Consider the following 20,161-nt stretch of genomic DNA (forward strand, 5'->3'; position numbering starts at 1 on the left):
GTGCGGGCGGGCCGGGGGGCGCCCCGCGGCCCCGGGCGCCCGCCCCGTCGCCGCCGCCCCGGGCCGGGGCCCCGGCGGGGCTGGCGGGGCCCCGCCGGGGAGGGTGGCTCAGGCCGCCACCGGCACCGCGAGCGCGGCGCGCGGGGCGGCCGGGAGCGGGATGCCGAAATCGCGCAGGACGGCCCCGGCCGCCCGGCGGGCCGAGCGCAGGGCGCCCTCGACGGTGTTGGTGTCCCGGTGGTCGCCGCACACGTACAGCCCGGCCAGCACCCGGACGGGACGCCGGGTGTCCTGCGGCGGGGGCATGGCGGGCACGGCTTCGGGGGTGTGGTGGACGGCGAGGAGCTCCCAGTCCCGGGTCGAGGTCTCGTAGAGCCGGGCCAGGCGCGAGGCGACAGTGCGCGCGGGCGGCGGCGGGCCGAGGACGGTGGTGGTGACCAGACTGCGGCCCCGAGGGGCGCGCGTGGGGTCGACGGCGCTCATCACGGCGGTGTGGGCGACGGGCCGGCCGGGGTCGCCGTCCAGGAGGAGCGAGCCGTCCCAGGGGAGCGGCCCGGCGCCGGCGGCGGTGGCGTGGTGGATGACGGTGACCTGGTGGAAGTCGGGGACGCGCAGGCCCGGGAGCAGTTCGGCGGCGGCCCGGGCCCCGGTGGCCAGGACGGCGGAGCGGCAGCTGAAGTCGCCGTGCTCCTCGGTGGTGACGAGGTTGGTGGCCACGGAGCGGACCCGGACCCCGGTGCGGACGGTGCCGGGCGGCAGTGCGGCGGCGAGCAGCCCGGGCAGGGTCGCGGCGCCGCCTTCGGGCACGGCGAGGCGGCCTCGGGCGAAGGTGCGCAGGGCCAGGTCGGCGACGCGGCTGGAGGTGGTGAGCGCGGGATCGCGCAGGAGTGCGGCGAGGAGCGGACGCAGCGTCGTCCCGAGGCTCCTGGAGCTCAGGGCGGCGTGGGCGGTGCGCTCGGGGCGGGCGAGGAGGCGCTCCTCGGGCAGCGCGGCGAGCCGTGCGAGGGCGGCTCCGACGCGTGCCTGGTCGAGGGAGCCGCTGGTCAGGGCGCGGGCGGGGGTGAGGGCCCCGGCGCGGAGCGTCCTGCCGTCGGCGTGGACGCGGGCGCCGGGCGCGAAGGGCCGCAGGACCAGGCCCTCCAGTCCGGGGGTACGGGCCGGCTCGGTGTAGGCGGTGTTGAGGAGCTGTCCGATCCGGTCGAGGCGGAAGCCGTCGACGGTCTCGGTGGCCATCCGGCCGCCCGGGTCGTCGGCGCCTTCCAGGACGATGACCGTGACTCCCGCCGCGATCAGGTGGTGTGCGGCCGAGAGTCCGGAAACTCCGGCTCCCACGATGACTACGTCCGCATGGTGTGCGTGTGCGCTGTGGAGCACGTGCCCCTCCCCGAGGTCGGCCCGGCTGTGTGGGGATCCTCCTTCCCCCAACCGATCCCGGCGGAACCAGAGTGGGGCGGACCATTACAGCCCGCCCGGTCAACTTCGGTCGCACGACGGTCGCATTCGGCTCACGAACGGTCGCACGCGGACAACGGGGTGCTCCCCCTCCAAGCGCCCCTAGGACGGCCGAGCTTGCAGGGCGGCCCTGATGGACTCTTCGATGCCGGGGTGCCGGAAGACGAAGCCGGACTCCAGCAGCCGGGCGGGCAGCACCCGCTGACTGCCCAGTACGTCCTGGGCGAACGCGCCGAGGGCGGCGCGCAGGGCCGGAGCCGGTACGGCGAACAGCGCGGGCCGGTGCAGGACCCGGCCCATGGCGGCCGTGACCTCGCGGTTGGTCAGGGGCTCGGGGGCGGTGAGGTTCACCGGCCCGCTCAGGGCGGGGTTGTCCACGAGCCACCGCAGGGCGGCGATCTCGTCGTGCATCGAGATGTGCGACCAGTACTGGCGGCCGTTGCCGAGCCTGCCTCCGACGCCGGCCTTGAAGATCGGGAACAGCTTCCCCCAGGCCCCGCCCTCGGCGGCGACGACCAGCCCGGTACGGGCGAACACGGTCCGGACCCCGGCGTCCCGGGCGGGGGCGGCCGCGGCCTCCCACGCGACGCACACCTCCGGCAGGAAGCCGGATCCCGCCGGAGCGCTCTCGTCGACCGCCCGGTCGCCCGTGTCGCCGTAGTAGCCGATGGCGCTCCCGCAGACGAACGCCCCGGGCGGCTCGGCCATGGCGGCGACGGCCCGCGCCATGGTGTCCGTGCCCTTGACCCGGCTGTCGCGGATCTCCCGCTTGTACGCGTCCGTCCACCGGTGGTCTCCGACCCCGGCGCCGGCCAGGTGCACGACGGCTCCGCAGCCGGCGAGCCCCGCGGGGTCCACGTACCCCCGCGCGGGATCCCACCGCGCCTCGTCCGGGGCGGCCGGCTCCCGCCGCACGAAGCGGACGACTTCGTGGCCGTCGGCCCGTAGGTCCCGCCCGAGGGCGCTGCCGATGAGGCCGGTGGCACCGGTGAGTGCGATACGCATGGCGCCATCCTCGCAGCCGGGCCCCGCTCGGGCCCGATTTCCCGGTGCGGGTCCCGGGACGGGGTGGGGGGCGGGAGCGGGGACGGGAGCGGGGGCGGGGGGCGTGCGCGGACCCGCGTCACGACGGGGTCGAGCCGAGCCACGTGCCCACCGCGTAGGTGACCGCCATCGCCAGGGCGCCTCCGGCGACGTTCCGCAGGACGGCCCGGCCGGCCGGAGCCCCGCCCAGCCGTGCGCTGAGCACCCCGCACAGGGTCAGAGCCACCAGCACCCCGGCCACCGTCACCGGCACGCGCCAGGACGGCCCCGGCAGGACGATCGCCAGCAGCGGCAGCACCGCACCCACCGTGAACGCCACCAGGCTCGCCACCGCCGCGTGCCACGGGTTCGCCAGCTCGTCGGGGTTGATCCCCAGTTCCACCCGTGCGTGCGCCCGCAGCGCGTCCCGCTCCGTCAGCTGCTGCGCGGCCTCCCGCGCGACCTCCCCGCTCAGCCCCCGCGCCACCAGCAGCCCCGTCAGCTCCTCCAGCTCCTCCTCCGGCGACTCCGCGAGCTCCTGCCGTTCGAGGTCCAGCGCGGCCTTCTCGGAGTCCCGCTGGGAGCTGACCGAGACGTACTCCCCCGCCGCCATCGACAGCGCACCCGCCAGCAGGCCCGCGACCCCCGCCGCCAGGATCGCCGGGCGCGAGGTCGTGGCCCCGGCGACGCCCACGACGAGGCCGGCCGTCGAGATGATCCCGTCGTTCGCGCCGAGCACCCCCGCGCGCAGCCAGTTCAGCCGCGTACTGATCGCCGCGCTCTGCGCACCGCCTCCGCTGCCCTCCGTACCCGTACCGCCACCGCCGTCCACCGTTTCCGTCACGCCCCCACTGTCGTGGCGCCCGCCCGCGGGGGCCACCCGGCGTGCGCGCGGTCGGCGCCGGTACCAGGGTGGAGGAGTGAGACGCGAACGCGAGGAGCCTGGCTGGATGCGCGGGGCCCCGCCACCACGCTGGGCCCGGCTCGCGCCCGTCGTGGCGCTCGTCCTGCTGGTCCTCGCGCAGCGCATCACTCCGAGCGACGTGGAATTCGGCTATTTCCTGGCCGGGCTCCCGCCGGTGGCGGCCTTCGCGTACGGCGCCGCCGGGACGGCCGTCTTCGCCGGCCTCGTGCTCGTGCTCCTCGGTCTGCCGGTCATCGGCGTCGTGCACGCCCGGGGCTCCGACCTCGCCACCGTCGCGGCGATCGGCATCCTCAGCGTGGTCGTCGCCTGGGTCCGAAAACGCCGCGACACCCAGTTGGTCAGCGTGCGCAGCGTCGCGGAGGCCGCCCAGCTCGCGGTCCTGCCGCCCGTCCCCGAACGGGTGGGGCGGATCCGCTGCTCCGGCCTCTACCGGCCGGCCCAGCGCGGCACCCTGGTGGGCGGGGACCTGTACGACGTACGGGCGGGGCCCTTCGGCGTGCGCGCGGTGGTCGCCGACGTCCAGGGGCACGGCCTCGCCGCCGTCGGCACGGTCGCCTCGCTGCTCGGCGCCTTCCGGGAAGGGGTTCTGGACGACGCGGAGCTCTCGGCCGTGGCGGCCCGGTTGGACCGGCGGCTGCTGGCGGACGCGGCGGCCGGATCGGTGGAGCACGCGGAGCTGTTCGCGACGGCGGTGCTCCTGGAGTTCCCGCCCGGATCGGACCTCGTGCGGATCGTGTCCTGCGGCCATCCCCCGCCGCTGCTGCTACGCGGCTTCGCGGTCTCGGAACTCCACGTGCCCCCGGGCCCGCCCCTCGGCCTCGGCCTCGCCGGGGCGGCCGGGGCGGCGGAGCCGGCCGCCCCTGCCGAGCCCGTCGAGCTCCCGGTCCTCCCCGGCGACCGGCTGCTGATGTACACGGACGGGGTGACGGAGGCGCGCGACGCGGCGGGGTGCTTCTACCCGCTGACCGCGCGCGTGCCCGTACTGGCCTCGGAGGCGACGGGGCTCGCCCGGGCGGTGTGGCGGGACCTGGAGTCGTTCACCGAGGGCGGGCCGGGCGACGACGTGGCGCTGCTGGTGCTCTCGCCCGCGGAGGAGCCGGACGACGGTACGGCCCCGGACGGCAAGGGACGGAGGGCGAGGGCCGGACGGCAGGGACCGGGCCGCGAGGCGCCGCGCGCCGGGACGACGGCACCGTGATGACGCCGCACCGGGGGCACGCGGAAGCCTCACGAGGCGAGGCCGCGCCGTGGCCCTGCACGCAGGGACACGGCGCGGCTCCCCCGGGCCTCCCCGGGTCTCCTCGCGTCTCCCGGCGACGAGCGGAGACGGGCAGGGACGGGTGCTGCCTACGCGGCTTCGCGGATGAAGGACCGGACCATCCTGCAGGTGACGTTGGACGGGCGGCGGACGCCCGTCCGGACCGCCATGGTGCGGATCTTGCGGTTGGTGGCGCGCTGGACGTCATAGGTGCCCGAGTCGAGGAGCGATATCGCCAGGCGCATCGCCTTCAGCCCCCGGTTGTGCCTCTCGTACCACTCGCGGGGCAGCCCCGCGGGCAACGGCTTCTTCTTGATCCGCTCGATGGGGTGCGTGGTCGTGGCAGTGGCCATCTACAGCCTCCGAACTGGTGGTTGGCGTCCCGTCGTTCTTCCTCGATTTTACCGGGGACCACTGACAAAGGACCTGGCCAGGCACTGCCTCGATAGGCTTCCGGGCATGGAGATCTGGATCAACCCCGCCTGTTCGAAGTGCCGCAGCGCACTGACCCTGCTCGACGCGGAAGGAGCCGAGTACACCGTCCGCCGTTATCTGGAGGACGTTCCTTCCGAGGCCGAGATCCGCGAGGTGCTGGGCCGCCTGGGCCTGGAGCCCTGGGACATCACCCGCACCTCGGACCCGCTCGCCGAGGAGACCGGCGTACGAGACCTGCCGCGCGAGGAGACCGAGGCGGCGCGGCAGCGCTGGATCAGCCACCTCGCGGCGCATCCGAAGCTGATCCAGCGTCCGATCATCACCGCGGAGGACGGCACCGCGGTGGTCGCCCGCACGGACGAGGCGGTACGCGAGGCCCTGTCCCGCCACACGTGACCGACCGTCCCGGCCGCCCCTCGCCCCCGGCCCCTACGGGACGGGCTCATTGACTGCCGCGGATCTTGTCGATGCGCCGCGCCAGGGCCTCCGTCTCCGCGATCAGCCGCGCCTGCGCCTTCTTCTGCTCCTCGTCGCCCCGGGCCCTGAACGCCACGCTGAAGTGGGGTTGAAGCTGGGTCCACCAGCCGTAGTCCAGCATCGCCCACGCCTGCGGGCAGAGGGGGGCGCGGGTTTTGGGGAGATAGCCGCTGTCGACCAGGGACTTCTGATACTTCTTCGGGTCGCTGCCCTCCAGGTGGCACAGGAAGTTGAAGGCCCGTTGCTGGGTGACGGGATGGTCGCTCGCCAGGCCTTCCAGGGTCGGCCGGCCTTCCTTGCGGGCGAGCTCGTCGAAGAGGACCGCGGCGGCCAGCGACGGGCCCGGCCCGACCTCGTTGACGGTGTAGAAGGACGCGAAGCCGTCAGCCGCGTCCTCTTCGAGGCCGAGGTTGGCCAGGAGGAGCTGGCGTTGCAGGGCGTGGCCCATCTCGTGGCCGAAGACGAACTCGGTCGACAGCACGGTCAGATCGTCGGTGTTGTACTCGGACGCGGGGATCGGGGCGGGCCGTTCGACGGTCTTCACGACATCGGCGAGGGCCTTCTCGATGGTCGTCAGGAACGACGGCGGGATGAAGATCGTCCTGCCGTCGGGCTGGGTGACGGCGTCGGTGACGCCGGGCGGCACGTCGGCGGTGACCTTCACGACCATGTCGTGCGGGAGGGTCAGCGCTCTGTTCACCCAGTCGGCCGACCGCTCCAGCACACGGGACCTCCGGATCAGCGCCACGGCCTGCCGGTCCTCCGGCGTGACCGTCTGGGCCTCGTAGACGACGGTGACCCTGCCGGAGCGCGCCGCCTGGGGGCGAGGCCCTGCTCCGGTCCCCCGCCCGGCGTCGCGGGCCTCGCCGCCGCACCCGGTCACGACGACCGCGGCGAGGACCAGCACGCCTGACAGGATGATGCGCGCCCGCTTCGGGCGACCGGCGGTGTTCGGCATTCTTGGTCGGCTCCCGTCGCGTGTTCCCGTTCTGATCCTCCGGCCGTCCGGCTGCGGGCGCCCCTCGAGCCGCCCGTACGGGGGACCGTCCGCCACGGTGTCGACGAGGCCCAGGCCCCGCGCCCCCCTGCACCTCGGCCTGCTCCACCGTGCCTGCGGCCTCATCCGCCGGAGACGACTCCGCACCTCACTCTGAAACGATCGGTTGGGCCCTGCTCCGCACCTCGTAGGGTGGGGCAAGCAACAAAGTGGTATGTACCGCACCAAAGGACCCGTCGTGACCGAGCAGCAGCATCCCCAGCCCACAACTCCCGGAGGCCCCACCGACCACGACGTGCCCCCCACCCCCGCCGCGCCGACGCTTCCGCCGCCCCGCCGGGGGGCCGACTGGATGTTCGGCGGGGTGTACGGGACGGTCCTCGCGTCCGGGCTGCTCGCCGCGCTCGACCAGAAGGGCGGGGACTACACACCCGTCTACGACGCCAGCTGGGTCCTCGTGACCGCCGCCACCGCCGGACTCGCGCACGGGTACGCGCACCACATGGCCACCCACCAGCCCGACTCGGTCGGGCACCGGTGGCCGCTGCTCATGCGGGCCCTGTGGAACGAGTGGCCGATGATCGCGGCGACCCTTCCGACCATCCTGCTGCTGCTCATCGCCGGGCTCGCCGGCTGGGACTCCCACGGAGTGACCGCCGTCGGGCTCGGCCTGAACACCGCGATGCTGTTCGCCTGGGGCGCCTTCGTGGCCATGCGGGTCGGCTACAAGCTCGGCTCCGCGCTCGCGATCGGCATGGCCGACGCCACGATCGGACTGGCCATCATCGTGGCCAACGCCCTGATCAAGTAGGAACCGTCGCGAGGAGGCGGCCGCCCCTCCACCGGAGCGGCCGCCTCCACCGGAGCGGCCGCCCACGGCGCGTCAGCCGCCCTCAAGGAAGCAGTTGCGCCTCCGCCTCCGCCAGGATCTCCGTCAGCCGCGCCCCGAACTCCGCCCCCCGCCCGTCCGGCACCCCGGTACGGGCCGCCGTGAGCAGCGCGTCGAGGGCGCGGCCGTAGGCGCCCTGGACGTTGCTCCACTCCGGGAGGCCGAAGACGCCCTCGGCGCCGCGCAGCTCCAGGCCCACCCCGGCGGCCGCGCGCGGGGCGCTCAGGCTCAGCACCGCGGTGCTCGCGGCGCCGGAGGTGTGGCGCAGGGCGAGCTGGACCACGTCGGAGGGGCCCCGGGTGGCGCTGACCGAGGTGACGTCGCCGAGTACGGGAATGAGTACGGACAGGGCGTGCGGGCCCACGTCCCACAGCCCGCCCTTGGCCTTGCGCCAGGGCGAATCGGCGTAGGCGCTGCGCTCCCCGTCGGGCGGGAAGACCGCGCCGAGCCAGTGGGCGGCGCCGGTGAACCAGCCCGAGCGCTCCGCCTGCTCCGCGACCCAGCCGGCGGTGGGCTCGGCGAAGCGAAGGGTCAGGAAGACCACGGAGGCCACCTGGTGTTCGACGACGGCCTCGGCGACGGTGCGGGCGGCGGCCGCAGTGGTCGCGACGGGCTTGTCGAGGAGAAGGTGGCAGCCGGCGGCGGCCGCGCGCACGGCGAGAGGGGCCTGTACGTCGGGCGGCAGGGCGAAGGCCGCGACGTCACAGTCGGCGAACAGCGCCTCGGGGTCTTCGTACACCTTCACGCCGTACGCGGCGGCCAGTTCGGCCGCGGCTTCGGGCCTGCGGCCCCAGACCCCGACGAACTCGGAGCCGGGGTGCGCGGCGAGGGCGGGGGCGTGGGTGCGGTGGGCCCATGGGCCGGTGCCCAGCAGCCCGACGCGGGGGCGGGACCCGGAAGCGGCCTCTGCGGCGGCATCTCCGGCGGACGTCAAATCGTACGAAATGCTCACCTGCCTAGTCTGCCCCACCCGGTCGGGTGCCCTGCGGGCAACCCGCACAAGGGTGCCCACCTGCGGAGTAAACCTCGGTAACACGGGGTTCACACGCGGGCAACGGAAGAGAAATCGCGAGCGGGCACGCTGCGGTCAACACCGCAGAACGAATTCGCAGCGCGCGACGGAGCGAGACGCGAACGCGGTACGCAACCGCAAGACGCCACCGCACCCGCGACGCGCGACCGCAAGCACCCGCAGAGTCCGCGCCGGAGTGACGCACCGAAGGATGGGGCCCGTGAGCTACAAGGCTGAGTACATCTGGATCGACGGAACCGAGCCGACGGCGAAGCTGCGCTCCAAGACCAAGATCATGGCGGACGGCGACACGCTGCCGATCTGGGGCTTCGACGGTTCGAGCACCAACCAGGCCGAGGGCCACGCCTCCGACCGCGTGCTGCAGCCGGTGTTCTCCTGCCCCGACCCGATCCGCGGCGGCGACCACCTCCTCGTCCTGTGCGAGGTCCTGAACATCGACATGACCCCGCACGAGTCGAACACCCGCGCGCAGCTGCGTCCGATCGCCGAGAAGTTCGCGGCCCAGGCCCCGATCTTCGGCATCGAGCAGGAGTACACCTTCTTCGACGGCACCCGCCCGCTCGGCTTCCCGGTCAACGGCTTCCCGGCCGCGCAGGGCGGCTACTACTGCGGCGTCGGCTCGGACGAGATCTTCGGCCGCGAGATCGTCGAGAAGCACCTGGACCACTGCCTCGCGGCGGGCCTGTCCATCTCCGGCATCAACGCCGAGGTCATGCCCGGCCAGTGGGAGTTCCAGGTCGGCCCGGTCGGCCCGCTGGAGGTCTCCGACCAGCTGTGGATCGCGCGCTGGCTGCTCTACCGCACCGCCGAGGACTTCAACGTCTCCGCGACGCTGAACCCGAAGCCGGTCAAGGGCGACTGGAACGGCGCGGGCGCGCACACCAACTTCTCCACGAAGGCGATGCGCGAGGGCTACCCCGCGATCATCACCGCGTGCGAGTCCCTGGGCGAGGGCAGCAAGCCGCTCGACCACGTCAAGAACTACGGCGCGGGCATCGACGAGCGCCTGACGGGCCTGCACGAGACGGCCCCGTGGAACGAGTACAGCTACGGCGTCTCGGACCGCGGCGCCTCCGTCCGCATCCCGTGGCAGGTCGAGAAGGACGGCAAGGGCTACATCGAGGACCGCCGCCCGAACGCGAACGTCGACCCGTACGTGGTGACCCGCCTCATCACGGACACCTGCTGCGCCGCCCTGGAGAAGGACGGCCTGGTCTGACCCCGCCGCGCTCCCGCACACGGACGACGCCCGCCGAGCCCCTGTGGCCCGGCGGGCGTCGCCGTTCCCGCCCGCCGAACCCCCGTGGCCCGGCGGGCGTTGTCCGTACCGCCTGGCGGCCCGGACGGCCGGTGTCGGGCGGGAGGTGGTCGCCGCTGTGGACGCGGGCGGCCTGCGCGTGGGACGGAACCGCCCGCACTGCGATACGGGTGCCGGGCTCGGACGGGCGCAGGCGGCTCACCGGATGACGGATTGTCGGGATTGGAATGTTCCGTTCACCGGATAGTCCCGGAATATGGGATTCCGATCCACGAAGTGAGACGAGACCTGCCCCAGGGTGCTCGGATCTGCTTGAATGGGGCCATGGCCAGCCACGCACACACCTCGACAGGTCGCAGCGACCTCGAGCCGTTCTGGCCCTCCCGTCAGGACCACGATTTCGACCGGGTGTGTTGCCGCGCGAAGAACGCGCCGGCCCTCTAAAGCCTCCGGGACCTCAACTGACGACCTCCCCCGAGGCCTTCGGTCTGCGCGGTACGACAAAGACGACGCCCGCACGTACGTCTCCTGCCGACCCTCCGCGTGAAAGAGCTGACCACTCATGACGAACACCCGCTCCTTCGCTTCTGCCGCCTCCCCCACGACCGCCTCCCGGGCCTACCCGACGTTCCCGCCCAGTCCGCGCCACCGCCTGAGGGCCGTGGACCGCGACGAGGTGGCGCGCGTCGTGGATCTCCTGCCGCCCGGAGCCACCTGGCTGCCCGCCCCCCAGCACAGCGTGCCCAGCCTGCCGGGCCAGCCGCCGATGGTCGGCTACCTGGTGCTCGTACCCGCCGACCAGCAGCCCCCGATCGCCTTCGCCCCGCACGCCGTTCCCGCCGGGGCCATCGGGTCCACCGGCACCACCGGCACCACCGGCACCACCGGCCAGGCCGGTCACGCCGGTACGGCCCCCCTGCCCGCCCCCGTCACCGGGGACGCCCTGGTCCGCATCGACCCGGCGCAGCGCACCGCCGAGGTGGACGGCCAGGTCCTCGACCTGACGTACTTGGAGTACGAGCTGCTCGCCCACCTGGTCGCGAACCCCCACCGGGTGCACAGCCGGGACCAGTTGGTGACGAACGTCTGGGGTTACGGACACGTCGGCGACGGCCGCACCGTCGACGTCCATGTCGCCCGGCTGCGCCGCAAGCTGGGCGCGTCGCACCGCGGCGCGATCCAGACGGTACGCCGGGTGGGGTACAAGTACGCCCCCTGAACCGGCACGAGGGCGGGCCCGCGAGGACCCGCCCTTCCCGCCCTTCCCGGTCTTCCGGGACGAGCCCCTCCGGAGGAGTGCGGGGAAGCCGTCGCCACCGGCACCCTGAACTCCAGGGTGCCGGGCACGTCACCACGCTCACGCTCTGGAAGATCGCGTGACCGGCGGCCCGGGCTCCCGGGGAGGGGCCTCGGCCGGCGTGCCCTGCCCGGGACCGGCCGGGGCGCCGTGCAGGAGCAGTTCGAGCACCGATTCGATGTAGTCGGCCAGTCGGCCTTCGCCGCCTTCGCCGCCGAGCGGAAGGACGCCCGGCAGCCTGGTCTCCAGTTCGTCGTGGCCGACGTACGCGGCGTAGCCGAGCACGGCGCGCTGAACGGCCACCTCGGGCGGGAAACCGATCTCCTGGAAGAGCGCGGTCACGTAGTCGAGCCGCCGCCGGGCCACCCGGCGCACGACCGGCGCCACCAGCTCGTGGTCGGCCGACGCGAGCAGATTGGCCGCCGCGGCGTCCTGCCCGGCGCCGCCGGTGACCTGGGTGAGCAGGATCCTCAGCCGGGCCCGCGGGTCGGGCTCGGCGCCCAGGGTCTCGATGGTGGCCTCGGTGAACCGTCGCTCCCACAGCGCGAGAGCCGCCTCGACGAGTGCGTCACGGTGGGTGAAGTGCCAGTAGAAACTGCCCTTGGTGGCGCCCAGCCTCGTCGCGAGCGGCTCCACGGCCACCGCCGCGAGCCCGCGTTCGCCGATCGCTTCGAGCGCTGCCGTCGCCCAGTCGTCCGCAGTAAGCCGTCGTCGCCCTTGATCCACGTCCGTACGCTACCGTACGGTCATTCCATACGCCTCCGTATGGAGGCCGGCCCGGGGAGACGACGTGCACAACTTCCAACAGCGCACCATCGACGCGCCCGCCACCGAGGTCGGCGCCCTCCTCGACCGCCTGGGCACCCCGCAGGACCGGATCTGGCCCGCACCGGCCTGGCCGCCCCTGGTGCTCGACACGGGCCTCGCGGTCGGTTCGCGCGGCGGCCACGGACGGATCGCCTACTCGGTCGCCGCCTACGAACCGGGCCGACGCGTCCGGTTCGCCTTCGCTCCGGGACTCGGCATGAACGGCTACCACGAATTCCTCGTCACCCCCGACGGCCCGACGCGCTGCCGGATCTCCCACACCGCGGCAGGACGCATGGAGGGCAAGATGCGCCTCATGTGGCCCCTGGCGATCCGCTGGCTGCACGAAGCCCTGCTGAGCGACGCGTTCGACAACATCCAGCGCGCGGCCACCGGCCGTGCGCCGCACCCGGCCCGCTGGTCGGTCTGGGTCCGCCTGGTGCGCCTCGCACTCGGCCGGACCACCCGCGCCGGGACGGGCCCCGCCGGGGCTTAGGCGGCGCCCGACGGTCCCCCTACCCCGGCCGGGGCCCTGGCGGGAGCCCGGTCGGGACCACGGCCGCTACCCGGCAGGAGCCCCCGGAAGAGGGCCCCTGCCGGCGGCCGCGCCTAGGCCTCCGCGCCCGCCCCGGCCCGGCGCCTCGACGCCGCGAGGCCCAGCAGCAGGTCGACGGCCAGGAACACCAGCAGGCTGATCCCGAGCAGCGGCACGAACCAGCCCACGAGGGCCGTCACGGCGGCCAGCGGCAGGAGCGCCGTCACCGGAAGCCTCCGCCACGCCCCGCGGGGCTGCGGGCGGCCGACCGACAGTCCGCGCCCCTTGGTCGGACGGCGCAGCCACCACATGCGGTAGCCCCAGACGACCATGAACATCAGCAGGACCGCGAGGGCCGCCAGTGCCAGCTGGTTGGCCGGACCGAAGGTCAGGCCCATGTGCAGGTCGATGCCGAAGCGGGTCAGCTGGGCGAGCAGCGGATGGTCGGCGAAGCGGAGTTCGTCCATGACCCGGCCGTCGGCGGGGTCGACGGAGACGGCGTCCAGGTGCACCGGCACCTGCTTGTCCTGCTCCTTGACCACGTACCCCTTGCCCTGGGAGGGCAGGGTGATCCGCAGGGACTCGGTGACCCCGGCCGCGCGCGCCGCCGCGACCGCGCCGTCGATGCCGATGGCGTCGGCCGGGGCGGCAGCCGCCTGAGCGCCGGCGCCCCCGCCGTGCCCGGCGTGCTCCCCGCCGGCATCGGCGGCGGGCGCGCCGCCCACCGTGGCGGAGACGGCGGGGGTCGCGCCGCCGAGGCTGTCCTGGAGCCGTCCGATGTTCTCCCCCGCGTACTTCGACCAGGTCAGGCCGGTGGCGGAGAGGCCGACGAGGCCGATGGCGATCCAGACGCCCACGGATCCGTGCCAGGACAGCGTCTTGCGCCGGCCGGTCGCCTTGCGGTCCGGAAGGACCAGCGCCGCCTTACGGGTGCGCCTGCGGCCGATCCACAGCGCGAGCCCGCCGAGCGCGACCACCCACAGCCAGCTCGCCGCGAGCTCGCTGTAGTTGCGCCCGAACTCCCCCAGTTGAAGGCTGGAGTGGAATTCGCTCAGCCAGGCCCGCAGCGGCAGCGCGTCACCGACGGTGGTGAGCTTCCCGCGCACCTGGGCCGTATACGGATCGACGAACACGGTGAGGGTCTCGCCCTCGGCGAGTCCCGGGCTCTCCATGATCACCCGGGTGGTGGCGTCCGCCTCCGGGGCCGGCCACACGGAGACCACCGTGCCCTGCGGCGCGGCGTTCTTGGCCGCGTCGACCTGCGCGCCGAGCCGCATCGCGCTCGCTCCGACGTGGTCGACCGTCAGCTCCTCGGAGTAGAGGATCTTCTCGGCCTGCCAGGAGCCGGCGTAGAGCAGCCCTGTGGCGGCGGCGACGAACAACAGCGGGGCGATCAGCACCCCGGCGTAGAAGTGCAGGCGCAGGAGCAGCGGCCGCAGGGCGGCCCACGCGCCGGGCCCGCCGGTGGGGTCGGTGGCCGAGGAGCCTGCGGAGGCGGCTGCGGCTGCGCCTTCCGCATCGGTTTCGGGTACGTCGGAGTCCGCTGCGCGGGCTCCCTGGACCTCGTCGAGAGACATGGGTGTCCTAGGTGTTGGCGAAGACAGGGGTGAGCGGCCCCAGGTCTCGCCCCCTCGCCTAGGAGGTGCGCCGTTCAGGTCAGGCGCGGGCGGGACGGCCGGGGGCCGTGATACGGATCCGTCCGCGCGCGGGCGGCCCGCGCCGCTCGGCGGTGTGCGCGTGCACGGCCCCGCGCAGGGTGCGCGGCCGCTCGTAGGCGGCGGGGCGGCAGAAGACGGGCACCGACGCCGCGCAGGCCGCGCGCGTCCACAGCAGGGCGAGGACCCGGGAGAGCGGCCGGGCGGCGAGCAGGGCCCCGGCCGCGAGGACGGCGGCGAGACGGAAGACGGCCGTCTCGCCCCAGGCCAGCCAGGCCGCGCAGAACAGCCCGGCGAGAACGTGTGCGGCGATCATGCCGAGGCCGTCGTGGGCATGGCCGGCCGCCATCCCGCCCATGCCGCCCAGCTCGGCCATGTCCATGCCGCCCATGCCGCCCATGCCGACTGTGTCCATTCCGGCCATGACCGGCATGTCCGCAAGGGTGGCGGCGTCCACGCCCGCCATCCCGGCCATGCGGTCGGCCCCGGCCGCGGCCTCCGCTTCCGCACCCGCCCCGTGGTGGCTGCCGGCGGAAACCGAGAAGACGAGGTGCAGGACCGCCTGGACGCCGAGCAGGGCCGCGGCGATGGGGAGCGGCCTGCGACGGCGCCCGGCGCCGAGCCAGGCGAGGCCGCCGGTCAGCCCGAAAGCGGACAGAAGACCCAGGACGGGAAGGTCCGTACCGGACATGTACGAATGCCCCAGCGCACCCAGTGCGACAGCCACCGCCGCGAAGAGCGCGGCCCGGGCGGCGCGCAGCGGCGCGGGGCTGTGTGTCATGACCAGGGCATGGTGCCACGGGCCCCCCTCTCGCTCAACGCACCGGGGCACCCGATCATGGGCGGATGAATCCACTGCCATTGACAGTGCCACTGGGTGCGGTGTACGCGGGCGGGGTGCAGCTGGGCGCGTACGCCCTGGAGCGGCTGGAACCGGGTGCGCGCGAGCGGCTGCTGCGCACCTGCTCGACCAACGCCGACAACCTCGAAGCCGGCCGCTGGGAGACCCTGGCGCTCAGCGCGCTGCTGGTCGAGGAGCCGATGCCACTGCCGTACGCGCTGCTCCTGACGGCGGTACTCGGATACGCCGAATACGCGTACGGCGCCTGGTGGACGGCCGCCGCCTTCCTGTTCGGCCACACCGCGGCGACGCTGCTGGTGTACGGCGTGCTGCGCAGGGCGGCCGGTCCGCGGACCCGCCGGGCGGTGGACGTGGGCACCAGCTACGGGCTCAACACCGTGCTCGGCGCGCTGACCTCGACGCTGCCGCGCGGGCCCGTGCGCACCGCCGCCCGGGTGGGGCTGCTGGCGCTCGCCGTGCGGCCGGTGCTGCGGCGGGGGCGGACCTTCACCGACGCCGGTCACCTGGTGGCGCTGGGGCTGGGCCTCGGGCTCTCGCTGGCCGCCGATTGTCTTTCCCGGGAAGGATCTACGAAAATCATGGGGATGACACGCGTCACCCAGCGCATGTCACCACTGTCCGCCTAGCCCTCCGATCCCCGCGATTCGGTTCTTCGATCATTCGTTTTTCGAATAGCCCCCGCCACCGCCACCGCTGGAGCCGCCACGATGACCGTCACCACCGCCACGACCGTCGCCAATCTCCGCGACCTCGGCGGCACCCCGCTCTCCGGTGGCCGCACCGTGCGCCCCGGCCTGGTGCTCCGCTCCGGCCAGCTCGACCGGCTCGACGTCGACGCCGACCCGGTGGTGGCCGCGCTGGGCATCCGTACGGTCCTCGACTTCCGCACCGACACCGAGCGCGGTGAGCATCCCGACCGGGTGCCGGCCGGCGCCCGGCTGCTGATAGCCGACGCCCTGGCCGACAAGATGAACGCCGACGGCCCGGACGGCGCCGGGGCCGGGAAGATTCCCGCCGCGCAGCTCAAGGACCTGCTGTCCGACCCCGCGGTCGCCGAGGAACACCTGGGCGGCGGCAAGGTCCAGGCGCTGTTCGCCGGCATCTACCGCTCGCTGGTGAGCTCCGGCTCGGCCCAGGCCGCCTACCGGCTGCTCCTCACCGAGCTCGCCGACCCCCAGGCGGGCCCGCTGCTGTTCCACTGCACGGCCGGCAAGGACCGTACGGGCTGGGGCGCGACCATCGTCCTGTCGCTGCTCGGCGCGGACGACGAGACGCTGATGAGCGAGTACCTGTCGGTGAACCCGGCGGTGCGGATCGCCTTCGCCCCGATGATCGAGGGCTTCACGGCGGCCGGCGGCGACCCGGACCTCGCGCTCGCGCTGATCGGCGTCTACCCCTCTTACCTGGAGGCGGCACTGGACGAGGTGACCACGCGCTACGGCTCGATGGAGAAGTACGTGCGCGAGGGCCTCGGGGTCCACGACGACACGGTCGAGGCGCTGCGCGCGCGGCTCGTCGCCTGATCCACACGGCGGCCGTCGCCCGGTCCGCGCGGCGGCTCGTGGTCCGGCCGCCCGCCGGATTCGGCCGAACGCGCGCAACCATCCGACCATTCGCTCGTTCTGCTGAACGTGACTGCGCCGGATACCGCCACCCGCCCCCTCTCGCCCGACGTCGAGCAGGCCGAGGCCGCCATCGTCGAGCACTACCCGCGGCTGGTGCGGCTCGCCTACCTCGTACTGCCGCCCTCCCTCGGCCGCAACCGCCGGGTGCTCACCGCGCACTCGCTGGCCCAGCGCGCGCTGCCGCGCGGCCGCCGGGACGGGGCGGCGGCCGCACAGGCCGCGGTGCAGGGCGGGGTGCCCGGCCAGCGGGGCGGGGCGGGCCCCGAGTCCGGGTACGCCTACGTACGCCTGCGCGTGCTGCGGTCCGCCCTGGAGGCCGGGATCCCGCTGACCTTCCGCGCACTGCCCCGGCGGTCCCAACTGCCGCCGCTGCTCCCCCAGGTGTGGGGGCTGCGGCTGTTCCCGCGCTCGGGCGGCGCCGAGGAGCTGGCCCTCGACCAGTGGCTGGCCACCCTCGACGGGCCGGGCAGGGCCGCCTGCGTGCTGCGCGCGCTGGAGCGGCTGTCCGAGCCCGACGTGCTCCGGGTCCTGACGGAGGCGGGGGTCGCGAATCCGGCCGCGGCCGTCGCCGAGTCCGGGGATCCGGCCACCGACGAGCTCTTCGCCTCCCCCGAGTTCGACCCGTGCGCCCTGCAGGCCCGGCCCACCGACCTGCTGCGCCGCCGCCGGTTCGTGCGGGCCGGGATCGCCGCCGGGGCCGCCCTCCTGGTGTGCGGGGCGCTGCTGGCGCTGCCCGGCGGGGGCTGGGGGGCCGACGGGGCGGCGGCCCCGCCGTACGCGAGGAACGCGGCGGCGGAGCAGGCCCTGGATCCCGGGCAGCTGGTCCGGGCCGCTCCGGACGTCTGGCGCACGTCCTCCCGTACCGACTACTCGGGCTGGCCGGCGCGCGGCGACCGCGTCGACGACACGGCCCTGCTGCGGCGGGCGCTGGCCGTCTGGGCCCGGCCCGGCCGCTCCGTCGTCGTCTCGGCCACCCCCGGCACCCCGTCGGGGCCGCCGATGGGCCCGCCGCAGCTGCTGTTCGCGGGCACGGTCGACCAGGCCGTCGTGGTCCTGCTCTACGACGGGCTGCGCGTGGCCCGGTACGCCGAACCGCGCTCCGGCACCGACGTCGCGGCCCTGGACTTCGCCCGCACCGACGGCGCCTCGGCGGACACGGCGACCGCCCTCGTACTGAGCCGGGTCGACGGCAACGTCCGCTACCTGGCGGCGCCGTGGGTGACGGGTGTGGTGCTGCGGGACCTGCTGAAGCCGACGGCCGCCCCCGCGGAGCTGAGGCTGACGGCGGACGGAACGACCCCGCCGGTGGCGAGCCCGGCCCCGGAGGGCACCTGCGCCAGCTGGAACGCGCTGGCCCTGACCGGCGACGGCGGGACCCGGCTGATCACCGACCTGGGCGAACTGACCCCGGCCCGGCTGACGTCGGGCGCGCCGGGCGCCGAGCGGAACGTGACGGAGGGCGCGGAACTGGGCGAGTGGTCACGGATCGCGTGCCTGCTGCCGTCCGTGCGCTCGCACGGGGTGCGGACGGTCAACGCGTGGACGTACGCGAAGCAGCCGCTGCCCGAGGGCGACGGGACGGCGACCTGGCTGTGCACGCGTGCGGAGACCTGGCAGGGTACGGCGGACCGGGTGCAGGCGCAGTTCCTCGCCCCGGGGGCACCGCTGGCCGCGCAGGCGGCGAAGGCGGAGGGCTCGCCGGCGTGCGGGCCGCGGGAACCGCGGGTGCTGGCCGGCGTGTTGTGGAAGTCGAAGGCCGGGCAGTGGTACGTGCTGGCCGCGGGCAGCGCTCAGTTCGCCTCGCTGACAGTCGGGGGCGGCCAGGTGAGCGGGGTCGCGGTGGGCAACCGGCTGGCGGTGAAGGCACCGGCGGGCGCGCAGGTGGAGCTGTCGGGCAAGCTGACGGACGGGTCGAAGGCGGGTGTCCTGCGGTAGCCCCGCCGAAACGTGGGTGAATCTTCAACCGTCGGGAACGGCCGGGTAGTTGGCGCGATCCGGACATGCCTGCCACCGGGCACACGTGGCATGATCGAATTCTGGTTACCCATAGGTAACCAACCCCGCACCCCTCACGTACCGAAGGTTCACCCACGTGCGCATGCTCGCCCGACGGCTCCTGCTCCCCGGCCTGACCACACTCGCGCTCACCGCAACCGGCTGCTCCTCCACACCGCACGCCGGCGCCGCGGACGCGGCCGCCCCCGCCGCCCCCGCCGCCCTCGCGCCCTCGGGCGACGGCACGTCGCAGCAGCTCGACGTGGCCGCGGCGCCCCAGGGCACACCTACACCGGCGGCCGTGTCCCGCGCCGACGGGAAGGGCAGGACGGGGCAGTCCTCGCTGAAGGTCGCCTCGTACGACCCGGCGAGCGGACGGGCCGTCATAGCCAAGGCCCCGCAGGGGCCCGCCCCGTCATCCTCGCCCGGCAAGAAGCCGGAGGCCGGCAAGAAGCCGGAGCCGGACAAGAAGCCGGAGGCCGACAAGCCCGTCGCGGTCGGCGACGTCATCGCCAGTGCACCGGCTCCGGGCGCCCCCAACGGCCTGCTCGCCAAGGTCACCGAGGTCGTCGGGAAGACCGACCGCGGCACCGAGGTCAAGACCGCCTCCACGACACTGGCCTCCGTCCTGAACGACGACAAGGCCGACGGCAAGGTCCCCGTCGACCCCGCGTCGGTCACCGTCGAACCCCTGATGAAGGGCGTCACCTTCTCCTGGGCCAAGAGCCAGGGCGTGACGTTCGGCCCCGAAGGCGCGAAGCTGCCCCTGGGCAACCTGCGCCTCGACGTGAACGCCGCCGTGGACACCGCCCCGGACGCCCCCGCGTCGGCCGGCGCCTCGGTGTCCGGGTTCGTCCAGCTCGCCCCCCAGGTGGAGTTCTCGTACGACGGCAGCTCGGGCGGGGGCGCCGCCGGGCCGCGTTCCGCCTTCCTCGGCATGAGCGGCGACTGGTCCTCGCAGTGGAAGCTCCAGGGCCGCGCCGCCGCGACCACCGGAGCGCCCAAGCGGATCCCGTTCGCCAAGCTGCACAGCGCCCCGGTCATCCAGGTCGGACCGGTGCCGGTCGTGGTCAACCTCGACCTGACCTGCTACGTCCAGGTGGAGGCCGACGGCCGCGTGACACTTGACGTACGGCAGGACGTCAAGGGCGACTTCAAGGTCGGCGGCTCCTACGCGACGGGCAAGGGCTGGATTCCGGTCAGCGCGTCCACCGTCCGGAGCACTCCGGTCGAGGCGAGCGTCACCGCCACCGGGAAGGTCAAGGGCGCGCTCGGCGCCGAGGCCTCCGTCGGCCTGTACGGGGCCATCGGCGTCAGCGCGGACTTCGCCCCGTACCTGCGCGGCGAGGCCGACGCCAAGGCGGGGGCGGCCAGCGACGGCAAGACCTCCCTCGACGGCGCGTGGGCGCTGTACGGCGGCTTCGACCTGAGCGGGCAGCTCCACCTCCAGCTGTCCCTGTTCGGCACGCCCGTCTTCGAGCGCCGCATCCCGCTGGGCACCCTCAACCGCGAGTGGGCGCTCGCGAGCGGGCAGTCGGGCCGGTAGCCGCACCGGGCCCCCGAGCCCCGAAGATCCCCGGGAGCGCGCTGCGCGCTCCCGGGGGCCGCGGAACTTGATGGCGGCAGAGGGGTTTCCCT

19 protein-coding genes are annotated in these 20,161 nt (G+C 74.4%); 10 read left to right on the forward strand and 9 right to left on the reverse strand.

Annotated elements, in window-relative coordinates; all coding sequences use genetic code 11:
* Positions 1-108: 108 nt before the first annotated feature.
* From ABZY44_RS29440 to ABZY44_RS29450, 3 genes are all read right to left on the reverse strand, one after another.
* Entirely contained in the window at positions 109-1,374 is a 1,266-nt protein-coding gene (locus tag ABZY44_RS29440) for an NAD(P)/FAD-dependent oxidoreductase (protein ID WP_356659050.1), read from the reverse strand.
* Between the two features lie 180 nt (positions 1,375-1,554).
* Complete coding sequence (locus ABZY44_RS29445) at positions 1,555-2,457, reverse strand: TIGR01777 family oxidoreductase (protein WP_356659052.1); 903 nt, start codon at positions 2,455-2,457, stop codon at positions 1,555-1,557.
* A gap of 118 nt (positions 2,458-2,575) precedes the next feature.
* Positions 2,576-3,247: a VIT family protein gene (locus ABZY44_RS29450; RefSeq protein ID WP_356659092.1), complete on the reverse strand. Its 672-nt coding sequence runs from the start codon at positions 3,245-3,247 to the stop codon at positions 2,576-2,578.
* A gap of 148 nt (positions 3,248-3,395) precedes the next feature.
* Between ABZY44_RS29450 and ABZY44_RS29455 the strand changes: the two genes are divergently transcribed.
* Entirely contained in the window at positions 3,396-4,598 is a 1,203-nt protein-coding gene (locus ABZY44_RS29455; RefSeq protein WP_356659054.1) for a PP2C family protein-serine/threonine phosphatase, read from the forward strand.
* 149 nt (positions 4,599-4,747) lie between these two features.
* Here ABZY44_RS29455 and ABZY44_RS29460 read toward each other — a convergent pair whose 3' ends face one another.
* The gene (locus ABZY44_RS29460; RefSeq protein ID WP_356659056.1) at positions 4,748-5,011 is read right to left on the reverse strand and encodes a hypothetical protein; all 264 of its coding nucleotides are present in this window, start codon (positions 5,009-5,011) and stop codon (positions 4,748-4,750) included.
* A gap of 106 nt (positions 5,012-5,117) precedes the next feature.
* Between ABZY44_RS29460 and ABZY44_RS29465 the strand changes: the two genes are divergently transcribed.
* Positions 5,118-5,489 carry an ArsC/Spx/MgsR family protein gene (locus ABZY44_RS29465; protein WP_356659058.1) on the forward strand — a complete coding sequence of 124 codons (372 nt, stop codon included), beginning with the start codon at positions 5,118-5,120 and terminating at the stop codon, positions 5,487-5,489.
* Positions 5,490-5,535: 46 nt separating this feature from the next.
* Here ABZY44_RS29465 and ABZY44_RS29470 read toward each other — a convergent pair whose 3' ends face one another.
* Complete coding sequence (locus ABZY44_RS29470) at positions 5,536-6,528, reverse strand: DUF4344 domain-containing metallopeptidase (RefSeq protein ID WP_356659060.1); 993 nt, start codon at positions 6,526-6,528, stop codon at positions 5,536-5,538.
* Between the two features lie 277 nt (positions 6,529-6,805).
* Here ABZY44_RS29470 and ABZY44_RS29475 point away from each other — a divergent pair, with 277 nt between their 5' ends.
* On the forward strand, positions 6,806-7,378 hold the full coding sequence (locus ABZY44_RS29475; protein ID WP_356659062.1) for a hypothetical protein: 573 nt from the start codon (positions 6,806-6,808) through the stop codon (positions 7,376-7,378).
* Positions 7,379-7,460: 82 nt separating this feature from the next.
* On the opposite strand, the gene ABZY44_RS29480 is transcribed toward ABZY44_RS29475, so the two are convergent.
* Positions 7,461-8,390 carry a Gfo/Idh/MocA family oxidoreductase gene (locus ABZY44_RS29480; RefSeq protein WP_356659094.1) on the reverse strand — a complete coding sequence of 310 codons (930 nt, stop codon included), beginning with the start codon at positions 8,388-8,390 and terminating at the stop codon, positions 7,461-7,463.
* A 298-nt stretch (positions 8,391-8,688) separates the two neighbouring features.
* Here ABZY44_RS29480 and glnII point away from each other — a divergent pair, with 298 nt between their 5' ends.
* Both glnII and ABZY44_RS29490 read left to right on the forward strand, forming a co-directional pair.
* The gene (gene glnII, locus ABZY44_RS29485) at positions 8,689-9,708 is read left to right on the forward strand and encodes a glutamine synthetase (protein WP_356659064.1); all 1,020 of its coding nucleotides are present in this window, start codon (positions 8,689-8,691) and stop codon (positions 9,706-9,708) included.
* A 601-nt stretch (positions 9,709-10,309) separates the two neighbouring features.
* Positions 10,310-10,966 (forward strand): winged helix-turn-helix domain-containing protein, encoded by a 657-nt coding sequence (locus tag ABZY44_RS29490; protein WP_356659066.1) that lies wholly within the window; start codon positions 10,310-10,312, stop codon positions 10,964-10,966.
* A 138-nt stretch (positions 10,967-11,104) separates the two neighbouring features.
* On the opposite strand, the gene ABZY44_RS29495 is transcribed toward ABZY44_RS29490, so the two are convergent.
* Complete coding sequence (locus ABZY44_RS29495) at positions 11,105-11,770, reverse strand: TetR/AcrR family transcriptional regulator (RefSeq protein WP_356659068.1); 666 nt, start codon at positions 11,768-11,770, stop codon at positions 11,105-11,107.
* A 64-nt stretch (positions 11,771-11,834) separates the two neighbouring features.
* On the opposite strand from ABZY44_RS29495, the gene ABZY44_RS29500 reads away from it, so the two are divergent.
* Positions 11,835-12,347, forward strand: coding sequence for an SRPBCC family protein (locus ABZY44_RS29500; protein ID WP_356659070.1), 513 nt, complete (start codon positions 11,835-11,837; stop codon positions 12,345-12,347).
* A 113-nt stretch (positions 12,348-12,460) separates the two neighbouring features.
* Here the strand turns inward: ABZY44_RS29500 and ABZY44_RS29505 are convergent, their stop codons facing one another.
* Complete coding sequence (locus ABZY44_RS29505) at positions 12,461-13,963, reverse strand: PepSY domain-containing protein (RefSeq protein WP_356659072.1); 1,503 nt, start codon at positions 13,961-13,963, stop codon at positions 12,461-12,463.
* A gap of 79 nt (positions 13,964-14,042) precedes the next feature.
* Positions 14,043-14,822 carry a hypothetical protein gene (locus tag ABZY44_RS29510; RefSeq protein ID WP_356659074.1) on the reverse strand — a complete coding sequence of 260 codons (780 nt, stop codon included), beginning with the start codon at positions 14,820-14,822 and terminating at the stop codon, positions 14,043-14,045.
* Positions 14,823-14,887: 65 nt separating this feature from the next.
* Between ABZY44_RS29510 and ABZY44_RS29515 the strand changes: the two genes are divergently transcribed.
* The 4 genes from ABZY44_RS29515 (at position 14,888) to ABZY44_RS29530 (ending at position 20,069) form a co-directional block, all read left to right on the forward strand.
* Positions 14,888-15,529, forward strand: coding sequence for a rhomboid-like protein (locus ABZY44_RS29515; protein WP_356659076.1), 642 nt, complete (start codon positions 14,888-14,890; stop codon positions 15,527-15,529).
* A gap of 81 nt (positions 15,530-15,610) precedes the next feature.
* A complete protein-coding gene (locus tag ABZY44_RS29520; RefSeq protein WP_356659078.1) occupies positions 15,611-16,426 on the forward strand; it encodes a tyrosine-protein phosphatase in 816 nt (271 codons plus the stop codon).
* 99 nt (positions 16,427-16,525) lie between these two features.
* A complete protein-coding gene (locus tag ABZY44_RS29525) occupies positions 16,526-18,463 on the forward strand; it encodes a hypothetical protein (RefSeq protein ID WP_356659096.1) in 1,938 nt (645 codons plus the stop codon).
* Between the two features lie 157 nt (positions 18,464-18,620).
* Positions 18,621-20,069 (forward strand): hypothetical protein, encoded by a 1,449-nt coding sequence (locus ABZY44_RS29530; protein ID WP_356659080.1) that lies wholly within the window; start codon positions 18,621-18,623, stop codon positions 20,067-20,069.
* The last annotated feature ends 92 nt before the right edge of the window (positions 20,070-20,161 follow it).

Origin of the sequence: Streptomyces sp. NPDC006544 (assembly GCF_040611715.1) — a bacterium.
Taxonomy (GTDB): Bacteria; Actinomycetota; Actinomycetes; order Streptomycetales; family Streptomycetaceae; genus Streptomyces.

What these genes read in the sequence shown, in the direction of transcription:
- ABZY44_RS29465 (WP_356659058.1), top strand. Translation starts at nt 5,118, where the DNA reads ATGGAGATCTGGATCAACCCCGCCTGTTCGAAGTGCCGCAGCGCACTG.
- ABZY44_RS29490 (WP_356659066.1), top strand. Translation starts at nt 10,310, where the DNA reads ATGACGAACACCCGCTCCTTCGCTTCTGCCGCCTCCCCCACGACCGCC.
- ABZY44_RS29515 (WP_356659076.1), top strand. Translation starts at nt 14,888, where the DNA reads ATGAATCCACTGCCATTGACAGTGCCACTGGGTGCGGTGTACGCGGGC.
- ABZY44_RS29460 (WP_356659056.1), bottom strand. Translation starts at nt 5,011, where the DNA reads ATGGCCACTGCCACGACCACGCACCCCATCGAGCGGATCAAGAAGAAG.
- ABZY44_RS29470 (WP_356659060.1), bottom strand. Translation starts at nt 6,528, where the DNA reads ATGCCGAACACCGCCGGTCGCCCGAAGCGGGCGCGCATCATCCTGTCA.
- ABZY44_RS29510 (WP_356659074.1), bottom strand. Translation starts at nt 14,822, where the DNA reads ATGACACACAGCCCCGCGCCGCTGCGCGCCGCCCGGGCCGCGCTCTTC.
- ABZY44_RS29520 (WP_356659078.1), top strand. Translation starts at nt 15,611, where the DNA reads ATGACCGTCACCACCGCCACGACCGTCGCCAATCTCCGCGACCTCGGC.
- ABZY44_RS29505 (WP_356659072.1), bottom strand. Translation starts at nt 13,963, where the DNA reads ATGTCTCTCGACGAGGTCCAGGGAGCCCGCGCAGCGGACTCCGACGTA.
- ABZY44_RS29445 (WP_356659052.1), bottom strand. Translation starts at nt 2,457, where the DNA reads ATGCGTATCGCACTCACCGGTGCCACCGGCCTCATCGGCAGCGCCCTC.